This is a genomic window from Halarcobacter sp., assembly GCF_963676935.1.
In the GTDB taxonomy this organism is placed as follows: Bacteria; Campylobacterota; Campylobacteria; order Campylobacterales; family Arcobacteraceae; genus Halarcobacter.
Map to the genome: position 1 here is coordinate 1,416,443 of NZ_OY781470.1, position 20,841 is coordinate 1,437,283.

At 29.2% G+C, this 20,841-nt stretch carries 22 protein-coding genes and 4 tRNA genes; 11 read left to right on the forward strand and 15 right to left on the reverse strand.

The features are described from left to right. Positions 1-4: 4 nt before the first annotated feature. Positions 5-979 (reverse strand): porphobilinogen synthase, encoded by a 975-nt coding sequence (gene hemB / locus ACKU4C_RS06860; RefSeq protein WP_321315598.1) that lies wholly within the window; start codon positions 977-979, stop codon positions 5-7. 59 nt (positions 980-1,038) lie between these two features. Here hemB and ribA point away from each other — a divergent pair, with 59 nt between their 5' ends. From ribA to ACKU4C_RS06905, 9 genes are all read left to right on the forward strand, one after another. Then, entirely contained in the window at positions 1,039-1,614 is a 576-nt protein-coding gene (ribA, locus tag ACKU4C_RS06865; protein ID WP_321315600.1) for a GTP cyclohydrolase II, read from the forward strand. Continuing rightward, positions 1,614-2,204 carry a 16S rRNA (guanine(527)-N(7))-methyltransferase RsmG gene (gene rsmG / locus ACKU4C_RS06870; RefSeq protein ID WP_321315602.1) on the forward strand — a complete coding sequence of 197 codons (591 nt, stop codon included), beginning with the start codon at positions 1,614-1,616 and terminating at the stop codon, positions 2,202-2,204. The genes ribA and rsmG overlap by 1 nt, the downstream gene beginning before the upstream one ends. Continuing rightward, a complete protein-coding gene (locus ACKU4C_RS06875; RefSeq protein ID WP_321315603.1) occupies positions 2,194-2,409 on the forward strand; it encodes a PP0621 family protein in 216 nt (71 codons plus the stop codon). Before rsmG ends, ACKU4C_RS06875 begins: the two co-directional genes overlap by 11 nt. 11 nt (positions 2,410-2,420) lie before the next feature. Then, positions 2,421-2,795: a hypothetical protein gene (locus ACKU4C_RS06880; RefSeq protein WP_321315605.1), complete on the forward strand. Its 375-nt coding sequence runs from the start codon at positions 2,421-2,423 to the stop codon at positions 2,793-2,795. Positions 2,796-2,906: 111 nt separating this feature from the next. Further along, complete coding sequence (locus ACKU4C_RS06885; RefSeq protein WP_321315606.1) at positions 2,907-4,244, forward strand: c-type cytochrome; 1,338 nt, start codon at positions 2,907-2,909, stop codon at positions 4,242-4,244. Between the two features lie 9 nt (positions 4,245-4,253). After that, a complete protein-coding gene (locus tag ACKU4C_RS06890) occupies positions 4,254-5,447 on the forward strand; it encodes a hypothetical protein (RefSeq protein ID WP_321315608.1) in 1,194 nt (397 codons plus the stop codon). A 142-nt stretch (positions 5,448-5,589) separates the two neighbouring features. Continuing rightward, positions 5,590-5,748, forward strand: a complete 159-nt coding sequence (locus tag ACKU4C_RS06895) for a hypothetical protein (RefSeq protein WP_321315610.1) — start codon at positions 5,590-5,592, stop codon at positions 5,746-5,748. Further along, positions 5,741-7,756, forward strand: coding sequence for a glycine--tRNA ligase subunit beta (gene glyS / locus ACKU4C_RS06900; protein ID WP_321315613.1), 2,016 nt, complete (start codon positions 5,741-5,743; stop codon positions 7,754-7,756). The genes ACKU4C_RS06895 and glyS overlap by 8 nt, the downstream gene beginning before the upstream one ends. A gap of 9 nt (positions 7,757-7,765) precedes the next feature. Beyond that, positions 7,766-7,966 (forward strand): hypothetical protein, encoded by a 201-nt coding sequence (locus ACKU4C_RS06905; protein ID WP_321315615.1) that lies wholly within the window; start codon positions 7,766-7,768, stop codon positions 7,964-7,966. Positions 7,967-8,082: 116 nt separating this feature from the next. On the opposite strand, the gene ACKU4C_RS06910 is transcribed toward ACKU4C_RS06905, so the two are convergent. The 4 genes from ACKU4C_RS06910 to ACKU4C_RS06925 form a co-directional block, all read right to left on the reverse strand. Next, positions 8,083-8,159: transfer RNA gene (locus ACKU4C_RS06910), tRNA-Thr, on the reverse strand. A gap of 97 nt (positions 8,160-8,256) precedes the next feature. Next, a tRNA-Met gene (locus ACKU4C_RS06915) sits at positions 8,257-8,333 on the reverse strand. A gap of 22 nt (positions 8,334-8,355) precedes the next feature. Next, a tRNA-Met gene (locus tag ACKU4C_RS06920) sits at positions 8,356-8,432 on the reverse strand. A 17-nt stretch (positions 8,433-8,449) separates the two neighbouring features. Next, positions 8,450-8,524: transfer RNA gene (locus ACKU4C_RS06925), tRNA-Gln, on the reverse strand. A 112-nt stretch (positions 8,525-8,636) separates the two neighbouring features. On the opposite strand from ACKU4C_RS06925, the gene ACKU4C_RS06930 reads away from it, so the two are divergent. Beyond that, complete coding sequence (locus ACKU4C_RS06930) at positions 8,637-9,668, forward strand: bifunctional 3,4-dihydroxy-2-butanone 4-phosphate synthase/GTP cyclohydrolase II (RefSeq protein WP_321315617.1); 1,032 nt, start codon at positions 8,637-8,639, stop codon at positions 9,666-9,668. Positions 9,669-9,680: 12 nt separating this feature from the next. On the opposite strand, the gene ACKU4C_RS06935 is transcribed toward ACKU4C_RS06930, so the two are convergent. From ACKU4C_RS06935 to ACKU4C_RS06955, 5 genes are all read right to left on the reverse strand, one after another. Further along, on the reverse strand, positions 9,681-10,175 hold the full coding sequence (locus tag ACKU4C_RS06935; RefSeq protein ID WP_321315619.1) for a hypothetical protein: 495 nt from the start codon (positions 10,173-10,175) through the stop codon (positions 9,681-9,683). Between the two features lie 78 nt (positions 10,176-10,253). Continuing rightward, positions 10,254-11,834, reverse strand: a complete 1,581-nt coding sequence (pckA, locus tag ACKU4C_RS06940) for a phosphoenolpyruvate carboxykinase (ATP) (protein WP_321315621.1) — start codon at positions 11,832-11,834, stop codon at positions 10,254-10,256. A gap of 21 nt (positions 11,835-11,855) precedes the next feature. Further along, entirely contained in the window at positions 11,856-13,187 is a 1,332-nt protein-coding gene (locus tag ACKU4C_RS06945; protein ID WP_321315622.1) for a sodium ion-translocating decarboxylase subunit beta, read from the reverse strand. 33 nt (positions 13,188-13,220) lie between these two features. After that, positions 13,221-15,032, reverse strand: coding sequence for a biotin/lipoyl-containing protein (locus ACKU4C_RS06950; RefSeq protein ID WP_321315624.1), 1,812 nt, complete (start codon positions 15,030-15,032; stop codon positions 13,221-13,223). A gap of 5 nt (positions 15,033-15,037) precedes the next feature. Further along, on the reverse strand, positions 15,038-15,283 hold the full coding sequence (locus ACKU4C_RS06955) for an OadG family transporter subunit (RefSeq protein ID WP_321315626.1): 246 nt from the start codon (positions 15,281-15,283) through the stop codon (positions 15,038-15,040). A 327-nt stretch (positions 15,284-15,610) separates the two neighbouring features. Between ACKU4C_RS06955 and ACKU4C_RS06960 the strand changes: the two genes are divergently transcribed. After that, a complete protein-coding gene (locus ACKU4C_RS06960; protein WP_321315628.1) occupies positions 15,611-16,267 on the forward strand; it encodes a S24 family peptidase in 657 nt (218 codons plus the stop codon). Between the two features lie 6 nt (positions 16,268-16,273). Here ACKU4C_RS06960 and ACKU4C_RS06965 read toward each other — a convergent pair whose 3' ends face one another. The 5 genes from ACKU4C_RS06965 to mobB are packed head-to-tail and all read right to left on the reverse strand — an operon-like array spanning position 16,274 to position 20,786. Continuing rightward, positions 16,274-17,269 carry a peptidoglycan synthetase gene (locus tag ACKU4C_RS06965; protein ID WP_321315630.1) on the reverse strand — a complete coding sequence of 332 codons (996 nt, stop codon included), beginning with the start codon at positions 17,267-17,269 and terminating at the stop codon, positions 16,274-16,276. Continuing rightward, positions 17,269-19,224, reverse strand: a complete 1,956-nt coding sequence (gene metG / locus ACKU4C_RS06970) for a methionine--tRNA ligase (protein WP_321315632.1) — start codon at positions 19,222-19,224, stop codon at positions 17,269-17,271. Before metG ends, ACKU4C_RS06965 begins: the two co-directional genes overlap by 1 nt. 20 nt (positions 19,225-19,244) lie before the next feature. Next, positions 19,245-19,445, reverse strand: coding sequence for a hypothetical protein (locus ACKU4C_RS06975; protein ID WP_321315634.1), 201 nt, complete (start codon positions 19,443-19,445; stop codon positions 19,245-19,247). After that, a complete protein-coding gene (locus ACKU4C_RS06980; protein WP_321315636.1) occupies positions 19,435-20,283 on the reverse strand; it encodes a class 1 fructose-bisphosphatase in 849 nt (282 codons plus the stop codon). The genes ACKU4C_RS06975 and ACKU4C_RS06980 overlap by 11 nt, the downstream gene beginning before the upstream one ends. Continuing rightward, on the reverse strand, positions 20,283-20,786 hold the full coding sequence (gene mobB / locus ACKU4C_RS06985) for a molybdopterin-guanine dinucleotide biosynthesis protein B (RefSeq protein WP_321315638.1): 504 nt from the start codon (positions 20,784-20,786) through the stop codon (positions 20,283-20,285). The genes ACKU4C_RS06980 and mobB overlap by 1 nt, the downstream gene beginning before the upstream one ends. Positions 20,787-20,841: the final 55 nt, after the last annotated feature.

Consider the following 20,841-nt stretch of genomic DNA (forward strand, 5'->3'; position numbering starts at 1 on the left):
ATAATTACTTTTTATCTAATAATTCACAAGCCTCTTTTGCATGATAAGTAATTATTAAATCAGCACCAGCTCTTTTAAATCCAATTAAAGTTTCCATCATAACTCTTTCATAATCTATAAGTCCTGCTGCACCTGCATTTTTTATCATTGCATACTCACCACTAACATTATAAGCACATACTGGAAGATTTGTATTATTTCTTAAATCCCTAATAATATCCATAAATGCTAATGCAGGTTTTACCATAAGTATATCTGCACCTTGTCTTTCATCCTCTAAAGATTCTTCTAAAGCTTCTAATCTATTTGAAGGATCCATTTGATAAGTTCTTCTGTCTCCAAAAGATGGAGTTGATTCTGCAACATCTCTAAAAGGCCCATAGTAAGCACTTGCAAATTTAGTTGAATAAGCCATAATAGGTAAGTCTTTATAACCATTTGCATCTAATGCAGTTCTTAATGTTTCTATAATTCCATCCATCATTCCACTAGGAGCAATCATATCTACACCAGCTTTTGCATGAACTATCGCTTGTTGTGCTGAAATTTCTAATGTTTTATCATTATCAACTGTTTGTGTTTTTGGATCTAATATTCCACAATGACCATGGTCTGTGTATTCACAAAAACATAAATCTGTAACAATAAACATATCTGGAAATTTTGCTTTTATAGCTTTTATTGTTCTTGCAATAATACTCTCTTCACACAAACATTCGCTACCAACTGAATCTTTTACATCCGGAATACCAAATAAAATAATAGATTTTAATCCAATTGTTCTAATATATTCACACTCTTTTAATATCTCATCAATACTCATTTGAAATACACCTGGCATAGATTCTACTTCAATCTTAATATTTTCTCCCTCTTTTACAAAAAGTGGATAAATAAAATCATTTTTTGTTAATGTAGTTTCTTGTACTAAATTTCTTAGAGTCTCATTAATTCTTAATCTTCTAAATCTTTTAAACATAAAATTTACCTTTGTTTGCTATAATCTCGACATTTTAACAATTTAAGGTTTAAAAGGATATGAATATAGAAAAATCAAATATTGCTAACTTACCTACAAAATATGGAAAATTTAAAATAAGAGCTTATAAACAAAATAATCAAGAACATTTAGCAATCATGAGTCAAAATTTTGAGGAATTAGATGCTCCATTTGTAAGAGTACATTCAGAGTGTCTAACTGGAGATACATTAGGCAGTTTAAAATGTGATTGTCAAAACCAATTAGATTTAGCACTAAAGTTTATAGCCCAACATGGTGGATTAGTAATTTATCACAGACAAGAAGGAAGAAATATAGGCCTTCTAAATAAAGTAAATGCATATGCATTGCAAGACAAAGGTAGAAATACAATTGAAGCTAATTTAGAACTTGGTTTTGGAGAAGATGATAGAGATTATAGTATAGTTGAAGAGATATTAAAAGATTTAAATATTAAAAAATTAAAATTAATCACAAATAATCCTAAAAAAATAGAATATATAAAATCACTTGGTGTAGATATTGTAGAAAGAATACCAGCTATTACAAAATCAAATAAATTTAATGAACATTATATTAATACAAAAAAAGAACAGATGGGACATATGTTTTAATGGCATTAAAAGAACTTTTAAAAGAGATAAATATTGATAAAGAGTTTGAGCATAGATGCCAAACCTTTATTACATTGTTACAACAATGGGGGAAAGTTCACAATCTTAGTGGAAGATTAGATAAAGAAGATATTATTGAAAATATTGAAGATTCAATTTATCCATTAAAATTTATTGAAAAATATGAAAGCTTTGCTGATATTGGAACTGGGGCAGGTTATCCTGGACTTATATTAGCTATGGCTAATGCAAATGCAAAAGCATATTTAATTGAACCACGTTTAAAAAGAGTTTCTTTTTTAAATTTTGTAAAAAACACTTTAGAGCTTAAAAATGTAGAAGTAATTGCAAATAGAGTAGAAAAAATTAATGATATAAAAGTTGACTTAATAACTTCAAGAGCAGTAACTAATACAAAACTTCTTTTAGATTTAACTACAAATATTAAAAAAGATGATACTGCATATCTTTTTTATAAAGGAACTTTACTAGAAGATGAGATTCAACAAGTAAAAATAAATAATTATGATGTGGTAAATAGAAAAGATAGAAATTATCTTTATATAAAAAAGGAAAATAATGATTTTTAAAATACTTGCAGTTGCAGTTGTTTTATTTCTTGTCTACTTAGTTTTTTTTAAAAAAAATAGAGAAAAAGAGGTTAAAGTAAAAAAAGAGAAAATTGAAGATGAAATGGTAGAATGTCCAACTTGTGGAACTTTTGTTTCTAAAAAAGAGGGTATTTTAAGTAATGGACACTATTTTTGTTCAAAAGAATGTCTTCAAAATAAATAGTGGAGTCTAATATGATTTTAATCGGAGATAATTTAATACCGCATAAAGCTTGTTTCTTTATAGATTCAATAATGGATATTGAACATACAGAACCTAACTCTACACTTATATTTAATTATGATGAAAATCTACTTTTATATTGTAGAAAAAATCATATAAGTTGCGCTGTAGTTATATCAAGTATCAAAGAAGCAATATATTGCAATGCATTAAATTCTAAATATATTATTTGTGATAGAAAAATTGCAAAAAATATACAAAAAATAGCTGAAAACTATATGTTTGATTCAAAAATTTTAGCAATAATTGAATCAGATGACGAAATTGAAAAAATTGCACTTAGTGAAATTGATGGTGCAATATATTCCTACTTACTTAATAAATAGTAAACATTTTATTTGTTTACTATTTACTTAAAAATAATTTAAAAAAATAAACTAACATAATATTAACATATAACTTTTATAATTTCTTCTAATTTTTATTAAGGAGGCTTTATGGACATAATAGGGCAATTTCCATTGTTTTATTTTCCTGAGTACGGAAGTGCTTGGATGATGGGTGTTACAGGTACGATACATATACTTGCTTCACACACTTCTGTTGGTGCTGCAATGCTTTTTGCATTTTTAGCTTTTAAAGCATATAAAGAAAATAGATCAGATTTATATCCGTATATGAAAAAATACGGAATGTTTCTACTTATTTTCTCTTATGTAGTAGGTTCAATTACGGGACCTGGAATTTGGTATACAGCAACCGCTGCAAGTCCAAGAGGTATAAGTGCCCTCATACATAACTTTGTTTGGGTTTGGGCTACAGAATGGGTATTTTTTGTATATGAAGTTATAGGTGTATTTGTTTTAGTCTATTTTATTGATAGGATAGATAGAAAATCACACTTAAAATTAACATATACTTTTGCACTAGCATCTGTTGGTACTTTGGCGTTAATTATTGGTATTATTAGTTTTATGATGTGGCCTGGAACAAATGCTTATTATGAAACAGGTAGTGCAAGTGATGCATTCTTTGGTATCAATACTTTCCCTCACATGTTTTTAAGAATCGGATTTATGATTATGATGTCTGGTGTGATTGGTTTAGTTATATCTAGTGCAATGAAAAAAGAGAATCCTGAAGTTTCAGCTGAATTAACCAAAAAAATGGGGCTTGTAAGTTTAGGTGGTGGTTTTATTACCATGTTCTTCTTTATGTGGTATATGGGTACATTACCAGACAATGCTCATGCTGTTTTCCAAGTAAGTAAGGATTCTGTAATTCAAAATAGAATTATACTTTCAATTCTTTTCTCAGCTTATTTCTTAGTTGCAATTTTTAAACCAAAAATTATTAATACTCCAATTGCATCAATTATGATAGCAGTTGTATTATTAGCTGGGTTATGGCCAGGTGAAAAGCTTAGAGAATCTATGAGAAAACCTTATGTTGCAGGACAATATATTTACTCAAATCAGATTATTAGTAGGGATGTTCCTGGGAAAAATATAAAAAGTGAATTACCTATTATTGCCGAAAAAGGTTTATTAAAAGTAAACCCTTTTATACCTGAGAACTTAAGAGAAATAACAAGTGAGAATAAACTTCAAGTGGGTGAACTACTTACAAAGATGTCATGTTCAAATTGTCATTCATTGGAAAAAACAGGTGTATTTAGACCTTTAAGAGATAGATTAACAGGAATGGATAAAGAGGGTGTAAAAGCTATACTTTATGCCATAGGTGATGGAGGCTTTCCTTATATGCCAAAACTTAAGCTTCCAGACGAAGAATACGATGCAATTGCAGAATATATTGCATCTTTGAAATATTAAGGAGGTTTTATGGACGCATCTGTATTATTAGCTCTTAGAGATCCTGCAGGTATACCTTTTTATCCTGTTGTATTTCAAGCGCTTTATGTTTTAACTTGGGCATTACATGCCGCTTTTGTTTTATTAGCTTTAGGTTCAATGGGATTGTCACTATATGGTACTTTTAATCAAAAAAGTGATTCTTCATGGAAAATATTAACACCACATTTAATTCAAACAGGTAAAATAAGTGTTTCTATACTTATAGTATTAGGTGTTGCACCATTACTATTTACACAAGTTATTTATGACCCAAATTGGTATGTAGCAAATACACTTTCTGGTATGTGGGTATTTATTTTTATTTATACTTTACTTATAGGTTATACATTCTATTATTGGTATTATTATGCAAATAAAGCAAAAGAGGGTGGAGGTAAACTAATAGGTACACTTTCATTTTTAATTTTAGTTTTTGCAGGTGTTTTAATGCATAACTTTGCAGTAACTTCTATTATGCCAAATGACTGGATGAATATGTATGCTCCAAATGGTATTGTAGATAATAGTGGATGGACATTTAATATGGATATAGCAAGATTAGTATTTCTAGTTAGTTTAGCTATTCCAGTAGTTGGTATTTTTCTTCAAAATTATAGTAGATTTTTAAGTACTAGAGAGGATTTCAGTAAAGAGTTTATCTCTTATACATCAACTTTAGGTACAAAATTAGCAGTAGTTGGTTTAATTATAAGTGCTATAACATTTGTAATTTGGATGACAAAAGCTGATTATTTATTACATCCTTTAACATTAACAACAATTTTAGGTGTTTTAATATTATTATTCTTTTCTTATAAAAATAGTAATAGTTATATTACAACGGGTATATTAGTTGTTGTAGCACTTTTAATATCTGCAATAAGAGAATTAATTAGATTCGATTTGATGACAGGATTAGGATACAACATTTATGATTATCCAGTAAATTTAGAATTACCATCAATTGTAATGTTTTTACTTACATTTGTAATTATGGGATTTATTGGAGTTGCTTATTTATTAACTATGGCTTGGAAAGTTGGAAAAATCCAAGGTGTATTTGATGGAACAAAAGATAAAGCAGTTACAAGACTTGGTAACTACACACTTTATATTATGATTGTTTGGATGGCAATATATTTTGGATGGGGTATGGTTACTTTATTCAAAAATATTCTTTAATACTATCATTTTAAACTTTTTAAAAGCCTCAAAGTGTTTACTTTGGGGCTTTTTTAATCTATTTATCCAAAAATCACTAATCTAGAAATAAGCAAAAATTCGATAACATATTTACCTTTTATAATAAATAATTAGGATAAATGTGAAAGAAATTTTAGATGTAATTGTACTCGTTTTATTTGTTTTTATGATATTTATGTTTATTAAAGGCTTTAATAAACAACAAATAGAAAAACATACAAAAAAACTTGATGAAATTGAAGAAAAGAAGAACTCTGATAAGGATAAAATTAATGAATAAACCACTATTAATAGAGATTGGTGTTGAAGAACTACCAGCTATACCATTTTTAAAAGAACTTCCAAATATTGAAAAAAAATGGGCTGAAATATTAGAAAAAAATAGATTATTGTGTGAATTTGACTTTTTTTATACACCAAGAAGATTAGTATTATGGCATAGAGAGTTCCAAATTAAACAAGAAGATTCTGTTCAAGAGATGTTTGGTGCACCTGTTAAAATAGCTTTTAAAGATGGTGAACCAACAGGTGCTGCAATAGGTTTTGCTAAGAAATGTGGTGTTAGTGTTGAAGAACTTGAAAAAATTGACCAAGGAAGAGGGGAAGTTTTATACTTCAAAAGAGAGGTTGTAGGAACACAATCTAATCTTTTATTAAATGAAATGCTTAATGAATTTATCAACTCTTTAAATTTTGGTAAATCAATGAGATGGGCAAACAGAAGTGATAGCTTTATTAGACCAATCAGAAACCTTGCAATATTATTAGGTGAAGAAAAAGTTGAAGCAGAGCTTTTTGGTGTAACGTCATCAAACAATTCATACCCTCATAGAATGGTATCTTATGAGCCATTTAGTTTTGACTTTGCAGGAGATTATTTTTGTAAATTAGATAAAAATGGTGTTATTCTTTACCCAGATGAGAGAAGAAAAACAATTCTTTCTCAAATGAAAGAGATAGAAGTTTCAAACAATGTTAAAATTGAGATTGATGAAGATTTATTAGAAGAGGTAGTTGCTATTACTGAATTTCCTACTGCATTAATTGGAACTTTTGATAAAGAATTTTTAGAATTACCAGAAGAGGTAATAGTAACATCAATGAAAGAACACCAAAGATATTTTGCTGTATATAAAGATGGAAAATTATCAAATAATTTTATTGTTGTATCTAATTCAAAAACTGATGATTTCTCCCATATTATATCTGGTAATGAAAAAGTATTAAGACCAAGACTTGCAGATGCAATGTTCTTCTGGAAAAATGATATAAATAATGGTTTGTCAAATGAAGGGCTTAAAAAACTTGTATTTGTTGAAGGTTTAGGTTCTATGTATGATAAATGTGAAAGGGAAGCTGTTATTGCAAACTATTTAGCAGATATTTTTAATGTTGAAGATAAAGAGCTTGTAAAAAGAGCGGTAATGTTAAGTAAAGCAGACTTAATGTCTGAAATGGTTTATGAATTCACAGAGCTTCAAGGTCTTATGGGATACTATTATGCAAATATTGCAAAAGAAAACACTTTAGTTTGCACTGCCTTAAAAGAGCAATATCTTCCTGATGGAGAAGATTCTGAATTACCTTCAAATATATTCTCATCTATTATCGCCTTATCATATAAACTTGATAATCTAATGGGATTATTTAGCGTAGGTAAAATTCCTAGTGGTTCAAAAGATCCATTTGGTCTTAGACGTGCAGCAGCAGGTATTGTTAAAATAGCAATTGAACATAAACTACCTTTAAATCTTGAGAAAATTATTGATTCTTTATCTAATAATTATAAAGGCTTAAAAAAAGAACAATTACTAGAATTCTTTAATGAAAGATTATTTAAAATTTTTGATGTTAATCCATCTGTTTTAAAAGCAGTATTAGGTAGTAAAGAGGGTGATATATATAAAGTCTCTCAAAAACTTTGTGCTTTAAACCCTATTGTTCTTAGTGACAACTTTAAAGAATATTCTGCAACCTTTAAAAGAGTTGCTAATATAATAAAAGATATTGATGTAGAACAAGAATTAGAGATTGATACTAATTTACTTGAAGATAAAGAAGAGAAAGAGTTAGTTGAAAGCTTTAATATTATTATTTCAAAAGATTATCCAACTTATGATGAAGAATTAGAAGCATTATTTGGATTAAAACAAAATCTTGATGCATTTTTTGATAATGTATTTGTAAATCATGAAGATATTAAAATAAAAACTAATAGAAAGAATATTATTGGTAAAGTTTATCAAGCATTTAAAAAAATTGCTGATATTAAAGAGATTACAATATAAGGATATAAGATGAAGTTTTTATTTTCTTTTGCAATTATAATTTTTATTTTTAATGGATGTGCTACTTGGAAGGGTGCTAAAAAGGACTCTTCTGATGCATGGAAAGCAACTAAAAAAACTAGCAAAAAAGTTTGGAAAAAAACAAAAGAGACTTCTGTAGAAGTATATGAAGATACTAAAGAAGCAATAAACGAAGCGACAAGTGATTAAGAGAGTTATTACAAAGAAGAAACAGAATATAAAGCATTGGAATTTTTCAATTATATAAAAGTTTATTTTTATTCAGTTTTCTGTTTCAACTTTGGTTCTCGCAAATGAGCCTAAAATGGAGCTGGTGAAGGGAGTCGAACCCCCGACCTGCTGATTACAAATCAGCTGCTCTAGCCAACTGAGCTACACCAGCATTTTATTCTCTTCATTTAAGTAGATTAATTATTATCAAACAATAAAAAGAGAATGGAAAAATGATGTCTATCCATCTGACGATTTCAGATTTTTTATGGTGTCAAGAGAGAGACTTGAACTCTCGACCTCCGGCTTATGAGACCAGCGCTCTAGCCAGCTGAGCTACCTTGACATAAGACATCATATATAATAATTGGTTGCGGAAGCTGGATTTGAACCAACGACCTTCGGGTTATGAGCCCGACGAGCTACCGGACTGCTCTATTCCGCGACTTGAACTTAAAAAAGTGGATGGGGTAGCAGGACTCGAACCTGCGAATAACGATACCAAAAACCGTTGCCTTACCACTTGGCGATACCCCAACTTTTTAAGTGCCGAAATTATAGTAAAAATCTATTCTTTTGTCAAGAGTTTTTAGATTAAATTTTGAAATTTTTGATATAATTTTTAAAATAAAATATAAAAGAAGAATTTATGAATGCAATACAAAGAGTAAAAGAAGCAATTGAAGAGATTCAAAAAGGTAATATGGTTATTATGCTTGATGATGAAGATAGAGAAAACGAGGGGGACTTAGTTTACGCTGCACCACTAAGCTCTCCTGAGAAAGTTAATTTCATGGCTACACATGCAAAAGGTTTAATTTGTGTATCTGTTACAAAAGAAACTGCAAATAGATTAGAATTAAACCCTATGGTAGCATCTAATACATCATCTTATGAAACAGCATTTACTGTATCAGTAGATGCAGTAGATGCTGCAACAGGTATTAGTGCAGGGGAGAGAGATGATACAATTAAGATATTAGCTAATCCAATCTCACAGGCTGAAAAACTTGTAAGACCTGGACATATCTTTCCTCTTATAGCAAAAGATGGTGGAGTTTTAGTAAGAACGGGTCATACTGAAGGCTCAGTAGACTTATGTAAATTAGCAGGTCTTAATGGGGAAGCAGTTATCTGCGAAATCATGAAAGAAGATGGTACAATGGCAAGACGTGATGACTTAGATATATTTGCACAAAAACACAATTTAAAACAAATCTATATATCAGATTTAGTTGAATATAGACTATCTCATGAAAAGCTTGTTGAAGAAATATCTTCAGAAGAAATAAAGTTTTTTAATACAGATGTGATTAAAAAAGAATTTAAAGACCATATTGGGCAAATTCATACAGCAATTCAATTTGGAGAATTAAATGACTTAACACATGTTAAGTTTCATACTATAATTCCAGATATTGAACTTTTCTTAAATGATGAAAAATTACATTCTATGTTAAAAACAATTAACTTTTTACAAGCAAAAAATGGACTACTAGTATTTTTAAATGATGATACAGCCCATAAAGAATCTCAAAAGGATTATGGAATAGGGGCTCAAATATTAAACTGTTTAGATGTAAAGAAAATCAAACTTATGACCAGTGGAGGTAAACACTCTTTTGTTGGTTTAAATGGATTTGGTTTAGAAATAGTTGAAGAGATACAAATAGAGTGTTAAAAGTGTAGTAGGTTAAAGACCTACTGCTCGTTTAACTAAAACAATATCTTTTTTTAAATCATCAATTTTACTTTTATCTAAAGTCTCTAAATTACTTTTATAATATTCTGACTCTTCAATAACTTTAATTTTATCCTCAACTCTAAAAATTGCATTGTTTCTCATTTCAGAATCTTCAATAGTTAAATATTTTTTTGGATCTTGATTGATAACTCTTTTTAATCTATATTTATAAAGGTATTTATTATCAGGATTTTCATTAAAATAGTTACATAAAGATTCAAAAACCTCATTATTAGATGATTCATATTTATTATAAATAACATTTGCATAATCATTTAAATATTTATCATAATTGTTATAATCAATAAAAAAATTAATTATCTCCAAACTCTTTAATTCATCTGATTCAATATCAAATTGTTTATTTAACATATGAAAAGCACATAAATAAACAATTTCATCTGAATTGTCTTTTAAATCATTTAAAAAATTTGAAATAAGCATAATAACACCCTTTATAAAATAAAAAAAGGAGTGGAATTAATTCCACTCCTTTTTGAAAATAAATAAATAAAAAATTTATTAGATTTTAGGACCTGCTGCTGTAAAATCATAATCACTTTCTAAAGTTAAATACTTTTTAGAATAGTTTTCAATATACATACTAGCAAGTTTTATTGCAGTTTCATCATATGATTCTTTGTCTTCCCAAGTATTTCTTGGATTTAAAACTTTTGTTTCTACTCCATTTAAAGTTTTTGGGATTTCTAAATTAAAAATAGGTAATGTCTCAAATTCTGAATTATTAATAGAACCATCTAAAATTCCATTAATACAAGCTCTTGTGTTTTTTATACTCATTCTTGAACCAATACCATATGGACCACCAGTCCATCCAGTATTTACTAAATAAACATTAACGTTATGTTTATCTATTTTTTCTCCAAGAAGTTCAGCATATACAGTTGGATTAAGAGGTAAAAATGCTTCCCCAAAACAAGAACTAAATGTAGCTACAGGTTCAGTAATTCCTCTTTCTGTTCCTGCAACTTTTGCAGTATATCCACTCAGGAAGTAATACATTGCTTGTCTTTTATCAAGTTTTGCTACAGGAGGTAATACTCCAAATGCATCTGCACATAAGAAAATAATATTTTTAGGATGTCCACCCCTCATATCTTTTTTATGATTAGGAATATGATTGATTGGATATGAAACTCTTGTATTTTCAGTTTTTGAACCATCAGTATAGTCTACAACACCATTTTCATCAGCAACAACATTCTCTAGAATTGCACCTTTTTTAATAGCATTGTAAATATCTGGCTCAGATTCAGCATCAAGGTTAATAACTTTTGCGTAACAACCACCTTCAAAGTTAAATACACCTTCATCATCCCATCCATGTTCATCATCACCAATTAGTGCTCTGTGAGGATCAGTTGATAAAGTAGTTTTACCAGTACCACTTAATCCAAAGAATAGGGCAGTATCACCATCTTTTCCAACATTGGCAGAGCAATGCATTGATAATTTACCTTCCAATGGTAACCAGTAATTCATCATAGAGAAAACACCTTTTTTCATCTCTCCAGCATACCAAGTTCCACCGATTAATGCAGTATTTTCTTCAACATTAAATACTACAAAAACTTCTGAATTTAAACCATGACTAGCATATGCCATATCCATAGTTTTGCATGAATTATAGATTGTAAACTCTGGCTCAAAATTTTCTAAATCCTCTTTTGGAGGAACAATAAACATATTTTGAATAAAATGTGCTTGCCAAGCTACTTCAGTAATAAATCTTACAGACTTTCTACTATCTAAAGAAGATCCACAATATACATCAGTAACATATAAATCTTTATTACTTAATTGTTTTTTAGAAATTACTTCTAACGCTTCATAAACATCTTTTGATACTTTAAAATTAATATCACCCCAAGCTATATACTTATTTGATGGATCTTGATTAACAAAAAATTTATCTCTTGGACTTCTACCGGTAAATATACCAGTATCTATCATTAAAGCACCAGTTGAAGAAACCTTTGCTCCTTCATTCTCAACAGCATGTTGAATTAATGTATCAACATCAAGATTTCTATACACTGTCCCTACGTTTTCTAGTCCAAGTGTATCTTTGATTTCTGACATTTTTTTCCCTATTTTTCTTTTTTATTTAAAAATTGATAAAAGTACACCAGCAGCTACGGCAGAACCGATAACTCCTGCTACATTAGGACCCATAGCATGCATTAATAATACATTTGATCTATCATACTCTTGTCCAACTTTACTTACAACTCTAGCCGCCATTGGAACAGCTGAAACACCTGCAGCACCAATAAGTGGATTAACTTTTGATTCTTCAGATGAAAATTTATTCATTACTTTTGCCATAAGAACACCAGCTGCAGTACCTGCAGCGAATGCAATAAGACCAATAACCATAATTCCTAAAGTTTCTAAAACTAAAAACTTATCCGCCGCAAGTTTAGAACCAACTCCAAGACCTAAGAATATTGTAACAATATTTATCAATGAATTTTGCATTGTATCAGAAAGTCTCTCAACAACTCCTGATTGTTTTAAGAAATTTCCAAATGCAAATGCTCCAATAAGTGGTGTAGACTCCGGTAAAAACATAATTGCAAGGAATAAAATTAAAATTGGTAAGAAAAGGTTTTCTAACTTATGCACTTTTCTTAATTTAGGCATTTTAATTTTTCTTTCCGCTTCTGTTGTTAATGCTTTCATAATTGGTGGTTGAATTACAGGAACTAATGCCATGTATGAATATGCTGCAACAGCAATTGCACCAAGCATTTCAGGGGCTAATCTATTTGCAATAAAAATAGATGTTGGCCCATCAGCTCCACCAATAATAGATATTGCTGATGCAGTTTGTAAATCAAATCCCAATGCAACTGCACCAACTAGTGAACCAAAAATACCAAATTGAGCTGCACCACCTAAAATAGCTGCTTTTGGATTTGCTAATAATGGACTAAAATCTGTCATAGCTCCAACACCCATAAATATGAGAAGAGGGAAGAATTCATTAGCAATACCCATATTATAAATAATTCCTAGCATTCCATGAGGCCCACCCATATTTGCTAATGGGATATTCGCAAGTAAGCCACCAAATGCGATAGGTAATAATAATAATGGTTCAAATCCTTTTGCAATTGCAAGATAAAATAACACTATTACAATACCAAACATGATAATTCTTCCCCATGTTTGTTCAAAGGTAGTCATAATTCTAGCATCAGCAGGATTTGGCTCAGAAGTCATAACATCATCACTAGGGTTTAAAATTGCATTTATACCTGTAGTTTCATAAAATGATGCCATTAAATCTGTAATTGATTTTGGCTTATATTCATGCTTAACTTCTGTAGCACTATCTTCTGCAACAACATGTGCTTCACTAGCAAAAAGACTAGTTGAGAAAATAGTAAAAAGAATCAAAAACATTGACGCCATAATTTTTTTATTCATTAAAATACTCCAATTTAATAGTTGTTCAAACAATTAGCTAATAGTAGCTATTGCTTGACCTTCTTCTACTGGATCACTAGGATTTGCTAAAATAGCAGATATAGTTCCATCACAAGGAGCTTCTACATCAATTTCCATTTTCATTGCCTCAAGAATTGCTACAACATCACCTTTTTTAACTGCATCACCAACTTTGATATTCATTTTCCAAACATTTCCAGCTACAGTTGCAGGAATCTCTGTTCCTCCTGCTGGTGCAGGTGCACTAGATGCTGCTGGTGCCTCAGTTGCAGGTGTTACTTGAATATCAGCATTCCCCTCTGCTACAGTTACATTAAATTTTTGTCCATCTACTACTACAGTATAATTTCCAGTTGCGTTACTCATACCTTTATTTTCTCCTACTACACATTCTTTATCGTTTTCACATGTTGAATCATCATTTTTTCTTACACTTAAAGGACCATCACCTTTTAAGAAAGCAATACCTTTTTCATCACAAGCAGCAGCAATAAATATATTTTCTTCTGTTGCTTCAATATTCTCTTCTTTTAATCTATTTTCCCAATAAACAAAAGTTTTTTTCTCATCTCTATCTGCAATATCTAAAGGATTTTCAGATGTTGGTTCAAGTTTTAATTTTTCTGATGCTAGTTTTATAATCTCAGAATCAGGTTCTACTGGAGTTTTACCAAAGTAACCTAATACCATTTTCCCATAACCTGGAGCAATTTGTTTCCATGGTCCAAACATTACATTTGCATAAGCTTGTTGCCAATAAAATTGTGACACTGGTGTTACAGATGTTCCGTAACCACCTTTTTCAACAACTTCTCTCATAGCTTTAATAACTTCAGGAAATCTATCTAAAGTTCCATTATCTCTCATCATTTGAGTATTTGCAGTTAAAGCACCACCTGGCATTGGTGAAAATGGAATCAATGGTGAAACTTGAGTTGCCTCTGGTGGCATAAAATAATCTTTAAGACAATTATTTAAAACTTCTTGATATTTTAATACTTTTTCAAGTTCTAAACCACCTAAGTCATAACCTTTATCTTTAACAGCATGCATCATAGTTAATATATCTGGTTGTGAAGTACCACCTGATACTGGCGATGCAGCTAAATCAATACCATCTGCACCCGCTTCTAATGCTGCTAAATAACAAGCAACAGATACACCAGCAGTTTCATGAGTATGAAGTCTAATATGTGTATCTTCACCAACTAATTTTCTTGCCATCTTAATAGTTTCAAAAACTTTTTGTGGAGATGAAGTACCTGAAGCATCTTTAAAACAGATTGAATCATAAGGAACACCTGCGTCAAGAATATTTCTTAATGTTTTTTCATAAAAAGGTACATCATGTGCACCTTCACACCCTGGAGGTAAATCCATTAAAGTTACTACAACTTCATGATTTAAGCCATACTTTTTAATACATTCAGCAGAATATTCTAAATTTTGAACATCATTTAATGCATCAAAATTTCTAATAGTTGATACACCATGCTTTGCAAACATTTTTGCATGCATCTCAACCAATTCTCTTGAACCTGTATCTAACATAACAGTATTGATACCTCTTGCAAGAGTTTGTAAGTTAGCTTCTGGACCAACAATTTCTCTAAACTTATCCATCATTTCGAATGCATTCTCTTGTAAATAAAAGAATAACGATTGAAATCTAGCTCCCCCACCAAATTCGAAATGTGTTATACCAGCTTCCTTTGCAGCTTCTACAGCTGGAAAGAAATCATTCATTAAAACTCTACCTCCAAAGACAGATTGAAATCCATCTCTAAATGTAGTATCCATGACGTCAATATATTTTTTAGCCATATAAATTAACCTTTTAGATTTTTGTGATGTTGTACAGCAGCTACGATAGCGGCCATTTTTGCAGTGTTGTTGTTAGTTGAAGTTGTTGTAGTTTGTGGTTTTTTTGGTTCTACTTTCTTTTCAGGAAAATACTTTCCTATTATCTTAGCTTGTAATTTAAGAGCGTAGACCATGACTATAAGAAAAGTAAATACAATTCCCATACCTAAGACCATAAACTTTAATGCTTCAGCAATTAAGTTTGTTTCCATATTACTCCCCGTGGTTACCACCGTGAATTTGTAATGGTATTGTATATTAAATAAGCTTTAGTAAAATTTATATGTTAATTAATTTTTAGTAAATTTAATAATTTAATGTCAAAATAATGTCAAAATAATAATTATAATATTTTGTTACCACATAATAGTAAAAAGTTATCTAGTTTATATAAAATTTTAATTAAACCATTTGCTGCTTTTTCAATTTTTTGTGACATTTTTAGTTCCTTTTAACTAATTTTTCAAAATTTTATACTTTTTTTAAAAAACTATTGAAAAATATTGCAAAATGTAATATAATTACAAAAAGGAGAAAATATGCTTGTTGTAAATGAAATTATTGAAAAATTAAAAGATATATTAAGTAAAGATGGAAAACTAGGAAAAATTTTTGATAAAGATGTTGCTACTGCATTAGATTTAAGTCAAGTAAATTTCGCGACTATGAAAAATAGAGGTAAAATTCCTTACTCAAATATTTTAGATTTTTGTGCAAAAAAGAAAATCTCTATTAATTGGCTTTTATATAATCAAAATCCAGGTTCTCTTGTAGATTCTACTGATAAGTATTGGATTAGATATTATCCAGAAGTTAATGTTAGTGCAGGTGGGGGTGCTTATGAAGCTGAAGATTCATATGAAAGTTTGGAAGTGCCACCTTATTTTATTAATATGTTAGGTGGAGAAGAGAACTTAAAAAATATTGATGCTATTAATGTAGTTGGAGATTCTATGGAACCAACTTTAAATAGTGATAATATAATATTTATTGATAAAACAAAAAATGATTTAAGCAGAGATGGAATTTATGCATTTACAACTACGCATGGATTATTTGTAAAAAGAATTCAAAGAAGAATAGATGGTAAGTTTGATGTAATTTCAGATAATAAGGATTACCCAATACAAATTTTAGACAAAGATGAAATATTCGTAGTGGGAAAAGTTGTTAGCACTTTTGGAATGATATATTAAAAAAGTTTATATTAAAGAGGGTTCAATATTTTGTTTAGATACTTGGTCATTTAGTTCATCATAACTAACACCGATAAAATATACAGCATTAAATGAAACCTTCTTTAAAAACTCTTTAATCTCATCTAATGAGTTTATAAAAGTATAATCTATATCTTTATTGTCGTCAATTTCATTTGTTGTAAGATATAAAATTTTTGCATATTTATATTTGTTTTTTAAATACTTAACTTCTTTTTCAATTAAATCTTCATTGTCCTGAGCAATTAAAAATTTATCTGTTCGTCCATAATCTGTATGATTAATCAATTTATCAACAAATATGGGTTTTAAACAATTAAATTTTTTTAATTTGTTTAAGTCCCCATCAAAACCTAAGAAACTATATACATCTAAAAATTCTTTTATATATAAACTTGAAAGCTTTACTTTAGAAAAATATCTTTCTTTATAACTAAAAGTAGTTTCAAAAATTGAATGTTCTATTAAGTTGTTTATCTCATAATCTTTTGTATTAAATTTAAAATTTACAGGATAGATATCTTCTAATACACTTTGATTTGAACAAATTATTGTATCATTTTCTTCTAAATCATCTAATATTTTAAAAAATTTTGATAAATTTTTTGGAACAAGTTTTATATTTGTATGAACAGTAGGTTTCTTAAGGATATTAAACAAATCATAAGATACATCATTGCAATAAAATGCTGTAAGTCTTTTTGTAGAAAGAAGATATCTTATTAGTTTTTTTATAGTTTCTTCTATAGATTTTACTTGAATCCAAGCTATTTCATTATCTATAATCTCATATTTTTCATCAACTATTAATGCAAATGCACCATTTTTTACAGCAAAAGTGATATCTTCGTCATTTTGTACAATAAAAAGATCTCCCTCTTTCACTTTTTTTGCATTAGTTTTAATTGAATAGATAAAAGAGATTGATGGTCGATTTAATAATCTCCCATCAATAATATCAATAATAGATGAAATTTGCACTAGCTTATTTTTGTTCCAGATTTTTTCGATTTTTCTGGTCTAATTAAACATAAACCATCTTCATCTTTAGCTGCCATTAACATACCCTCACTAAGCATACCCATTAATTTTGCAGGTTTTAAGTTAGCTACAACACATGCTTGTGTCCCAACTAAGTCTTCAGCAGAATAGAACTCTTTAATTCCTGCTAATATTTGTCTATTTCTACCTTCACCTAAATCAACTTGTAATTTAAGAAGTTTTTTTGATTTTGGTACCTCTTCTGCCTCAATTATAGTTCCTACTTTTAAAGTTGTTTCAAAAAATTGATCAATTGTAATTAAATTGTCAGGTTCTTCATCATTTTCTACTTTTTTAGAAGATTTAGTTTCAACTTCAGTTTTTGAAACATCAGTAGGTTTAGCTTGCTCTAACAATATATCTTCAATTCTTGGGAATAATTGCTCAACTTTTGTAATAACTGTTTCAGAGATTAACTCTTTGTTTAAAATAAGCTTATTATATGTTTGAGTGTTAATTGTAATTCCAAGAGAATTTGCAATTTTTCCTATTTTTTCTGGCATTACAGAATCTAAAAGTAGGGCAACTTTAGCCATTATATTAGTAATTAAAGCAACTAAAGCCATAGCTTCATCTTCTTTACCTTCTTTCATTTTTGCCCAAGGTTCATAATCTCCAATAGCTTTATTTGCTATTGTTAATACTTTCCATATATCTTCTAAATATCTATTTATTTGCATATTATAAATATATTTTTCAACATCAGCTAATATTTCATTAACTTCATCAAGCTCTTTTTTATGGAATTTTTCAACATCTTTAGAATCTATTTTAAAATCAAAATATTTCCCACTCATTCCAGAAATTCTATTAAGTAGGTTACCTAAATCATTTCCAAGGTCTGAGTTTATTCTATCAATAAGTGCTTTTTGTGAGAAATCACCATCTTGACCAAAAGGTACTTCTCTTAACATAAAATATCTAAATGCATCTAAACCATAAGCATCAGCAACCTCTTTAGGGTTTACCACATTACCTTTTGATTTAGACATTTTTTCACCATCTCTAGTCCACCAACCATGAGCTGCAATATGTTGTGGTAAAGGTAGATCTAGTGACATTAAAAAAGCTGGCCAATAAATAGAGTGAAATCTTAGAATATCTTTACCTACAAGTTGAATTTTCGCTGGCCAAAACTCCATATTCTCTTCGTCTTTACCATAACCAAGTGCAGTAATATAGTTTAATAATGCATCAAGCCAAACATACATTACATGGTTTGGTTCATTAATTGAATCTGGTAATTTAACACCCCAATCAAATGATGTTCTAGATATAGATAAATCTCTTAATCCACCTTTTACAAAATTAACTATTTCATTTTTCTTTGATCTAGGTAATATACAATCTTCGTTTTCTTCATACCATTTTAAAAGTTTATCTTCATAAGCTGATAATTTAAAAAAGAAGCTCTCTTCTTTTACAATATTAGTTGGTTTACCACAATCTGGACAAAACTCTTCATCAACTAATTGTTTTTCAGTAAAAAAAGTTTCGCAAGATACACAATAATACCCTTCGTATTCACCTTTATAAATATCACCTTTGTTATACATAGTCTCAAATGCTTTTTGAACACCTAATTTATGCTCTTCATCTGTAGTTCTAATAAATTTATCATAAGTAATGTCAAAATCATCCCAAAGTTTTCTAAATTTACCTGAAACTTCATCTGCATACTCTTTTGCAGTTTTTCCTCTAGCTTCAGCACTTTGTGCAATCTTTTGACCATGTTCATCAGTACCTGTTAAAAAAAATGTTTTTTCTCCTGTTAACCTTGAATATCTAGCTAACATATCAGCAATAATTGTTGTATAAGCATGCCCAATATGTGCAACATCATTTACATAATAAATTGGAGTTGTGATATAAACATTTTTAGAACTATTTTCCATATAATTACCTTTTTATTTAATTAAAATTCAAATCCACCGCCAGAACCTTTGTTCATAGATTCGTAAACGGCTAAAATATATTTTTTTCTAAGTTCACATTCAAAAAACTTTTCGCATGGAGTGCATGAACTTAAACTATTTGATTTTTGACACTCTTTTAATTCTTCAAGAACTACTTCAAGCTTTTGTTCCCATTCATCTAATTCTTGGCTAGTTTGCATATTCTTTATATACTTCTTCTACTTTTAAAATCTCTTCTTGTGAACCAAAAAAACATGGAGTTGTATCATGAATGTGTGAAGTTTTAACTTCTAAAACTCTTTTAAATCCATCTGTAGCTGCACCACCTGCAAATTCATAAGTTAATGCAAAAGGGAAAACTTCAAAAAGTTGTCTTAATTTTCCATTTGGTTTATCTGTAGTACCAGGATAAGAAAAAAGTCCACCACCTTTTAATAAAATCTGATGTAAATCAGGAACCATCCCTCCTGAATATCTTAAATAATATCCATCATCAAACATATCATTTAGTAGTTTTCTATGATGACTAGGCCAACACATTTGTGTAGAACCTGTTGCATTTAAAGTACCTTTCTTATTTAACTTTATATCTTGAATATATTTAAATTCACCATTATGAAGTCTATGCATTTTAACACAATTTTCAGCTGCAACAACCATTTCAATTCTAGGGCCAAATACTACATAAACTGCTGCAATAATATTTTCTGCATTGAACTCATTTTTATAAATACCATAAATAGAACCTACAGAAAGGTTAACATCTACTAAAGAAGAACCATCTAAAGGATCATATGCAATTAAATATTCTCCATCTTCATGTAAAGGAACAATAGCCTCTTGCTCTTCACTTACAATCTCTTTGATTGACGAAATTTTAGAAAATATTTTTTCAATAATTACATCACTTGCTATATCAAGTTTTAGTTGGGTATCTCCTGTAGAGTTTTCATTTTCACTTTTACTTGTGTCACCTTTATCGATAACTTTTTTAATTTCTATACTAGCAGTCTTAATTGCTTCTAAAATCTCTTTCATTATACTCTCTTTGCATTATTTTCAATCCAAGTAATTATCTCTTCTGGATTATTTAAATTTAATTTATCTATATCTGATGGTATTTGATTTTCATCAATTGTTTCATCAAACGCTATAGCATTTGTAACAGAAAAATAGTTTTCATCTAATTTATTTCTAAATACTGAAATTCGAGGAAGAGGTAAGTTTTTTAACCCTTCAACAAGTAAATAATCAAATTCATCAAAAAGTTCAATTATTTCATCAATAGAAGAACTGCTTTGCCTAAATAATGTAGTTCTCGTGGGACTTACTACCGCAACATCTGCACCTGTTTTAGAAAATTTATCACTATCTTTTCCTGGTACGTCAAAATTTGCTTTGTCTTTTGGATCATGTTTAACTATACAAACCTTAAAACCACTTTTTTGTAATAGTTCAGATACTTTTACAACTAAAGTTGTTTTTCCACTGTTAGATGGTCCACTAAATGCAATTGCTAACTTTTTATATTCCTTGTTCATAAGGGTGATTTTATCCAAATCATGGTTAAAGTAACTTTAGTGTAGAATTTCATTT

Coding starts and splice junctions, on each gene's coding strand:
- ACKU4C_RS06975 (WP_321315634.1), bottom strand. CDS start 19,445: ATGCAAACTAGCCAAGAATTAGATGAATGGGAACAAAAGCTTGAAGTA.
- ACKU4C_RS06945 (WP_321315622.1), bottom strand. CDS start 13,187: ATGAATAAAAAAATTATGGCGTCAATGTTTTTGATTCTTTTTACTATT.
- ribA (WP_321315600.1), top strand. CDS start 1,039: ATGAATATAGAAAAATCAAATATTGCTAACTTACCTACAAAATATGGA.
- ACKU4C_RS06875 (WP_321315603.1), top strand. CDS start 2,194: ATGATTTTTAAAATACTTGCAGTTGCAGTTGTTTTATTTCTTGTCTAC.
- hemB (WP_321315598.1), bottom strand. CDS start 979: ATGTTTAAAAGATTTAGAAGATTAAGAATTAATGAGACTCTAAGAAAT.
- ACKU4C_RS06885 (WP_321315606.1), top strand. CDS start 2,907: ATGGACATAATAGGGCAATTTCCATTGTTTTATTTTCCTGAGTACGGA.
- ACKU4C_RS06960 (WP_321315628.1), top strand. CDS start 15,611: ATGCTTGTTGTAAATGAAATTATTGAAAAATTAAAAGATATATTAAGT.
- ACKU4C_RS06950 (WP_321315624.1), bottom strand. CDS start 15,032: ATGGCTAAAAAATATATTGACGTCATGGATACTACATTTAGAGATGGA.
- ACKU4C_RS06890 (WP_321315608.1), top strand. CDS start 4,254: ATGGACGCATCTGTATTATTAGCTCTTAGAGATCCTGCAGGTATACCT.
- metG (WP_321315632.1), bottom strand. CDS start 19,224: ATGGAAAATAGTTCTAAAAATGTTTATATCACAACTCCAATTTATTAT.
- glyS (WP_321315613.1), top strand. CDS start 5,741: ATGAATAAACCACTATTAATAGAGATTGGTGTTGAAGAACTACCAGCT.
- mobB (WP_321315638.1), bottom strand. CDS start 20,786: ATGAACAAGGAATATAAAAAGTTAGCAATTGCATTTAGTGGACCATCT.
- rsmG (WP_321315602.1), top strand. CDS start 1,614: ATGGCATTAAAAGAACTTTTAAAAGAGATAAATATTGATAAAGAGTTT.
- ACKU4C_RS06955 (WP_321315626.1), bottom strand. CDS start 15,283: ATGGAAACAAACTTAATTGCTGAAGCATTAAAGTTTATGGTCTTAGGT.
- ACKU4C_RS06930 (WP_321315617.1), top strand. CDS start 8,637: ATGAATGCAATACAAAGAGTAAAAGAAGCAATTGAAGAGATTCAAAAA.
- ACKU4C_RS06935 (WP_321315619.1), bottom strand. CDS start 10,175: ATGCTTATTTCAAATTTTTTAAATGATTTAAAAGACAATTCAGATGAA.
- ACKU4C_RS06905 (WP_321315615.1), top strand. CDS start 7,766: ATGAAGTTTTTATTTTCTTTTGCAATTATAATTTTTATTTTTAATGGA.
- pckA (WP_321315621.1), bottom strand. CDS start 11,834: ATGTCAGAAATCAAAGATACACTTGGACTAGAAAACGTAGGGACAGTG.
- ACKU4C_RS06880 (WP_321315605.1), top strand. CDS start 2,421: ATGATTTTAATCGGAGATAATTTAATACCGCATAAAGCTTGTTTCTTT.
- ACKU4C_RS06980 (WP_321315636.1), bottom strand. CDS start 20,283: ATGAAAGAGATTTTAGAAGCAATTAAGACTGCTAGTATAGAAATTAAA.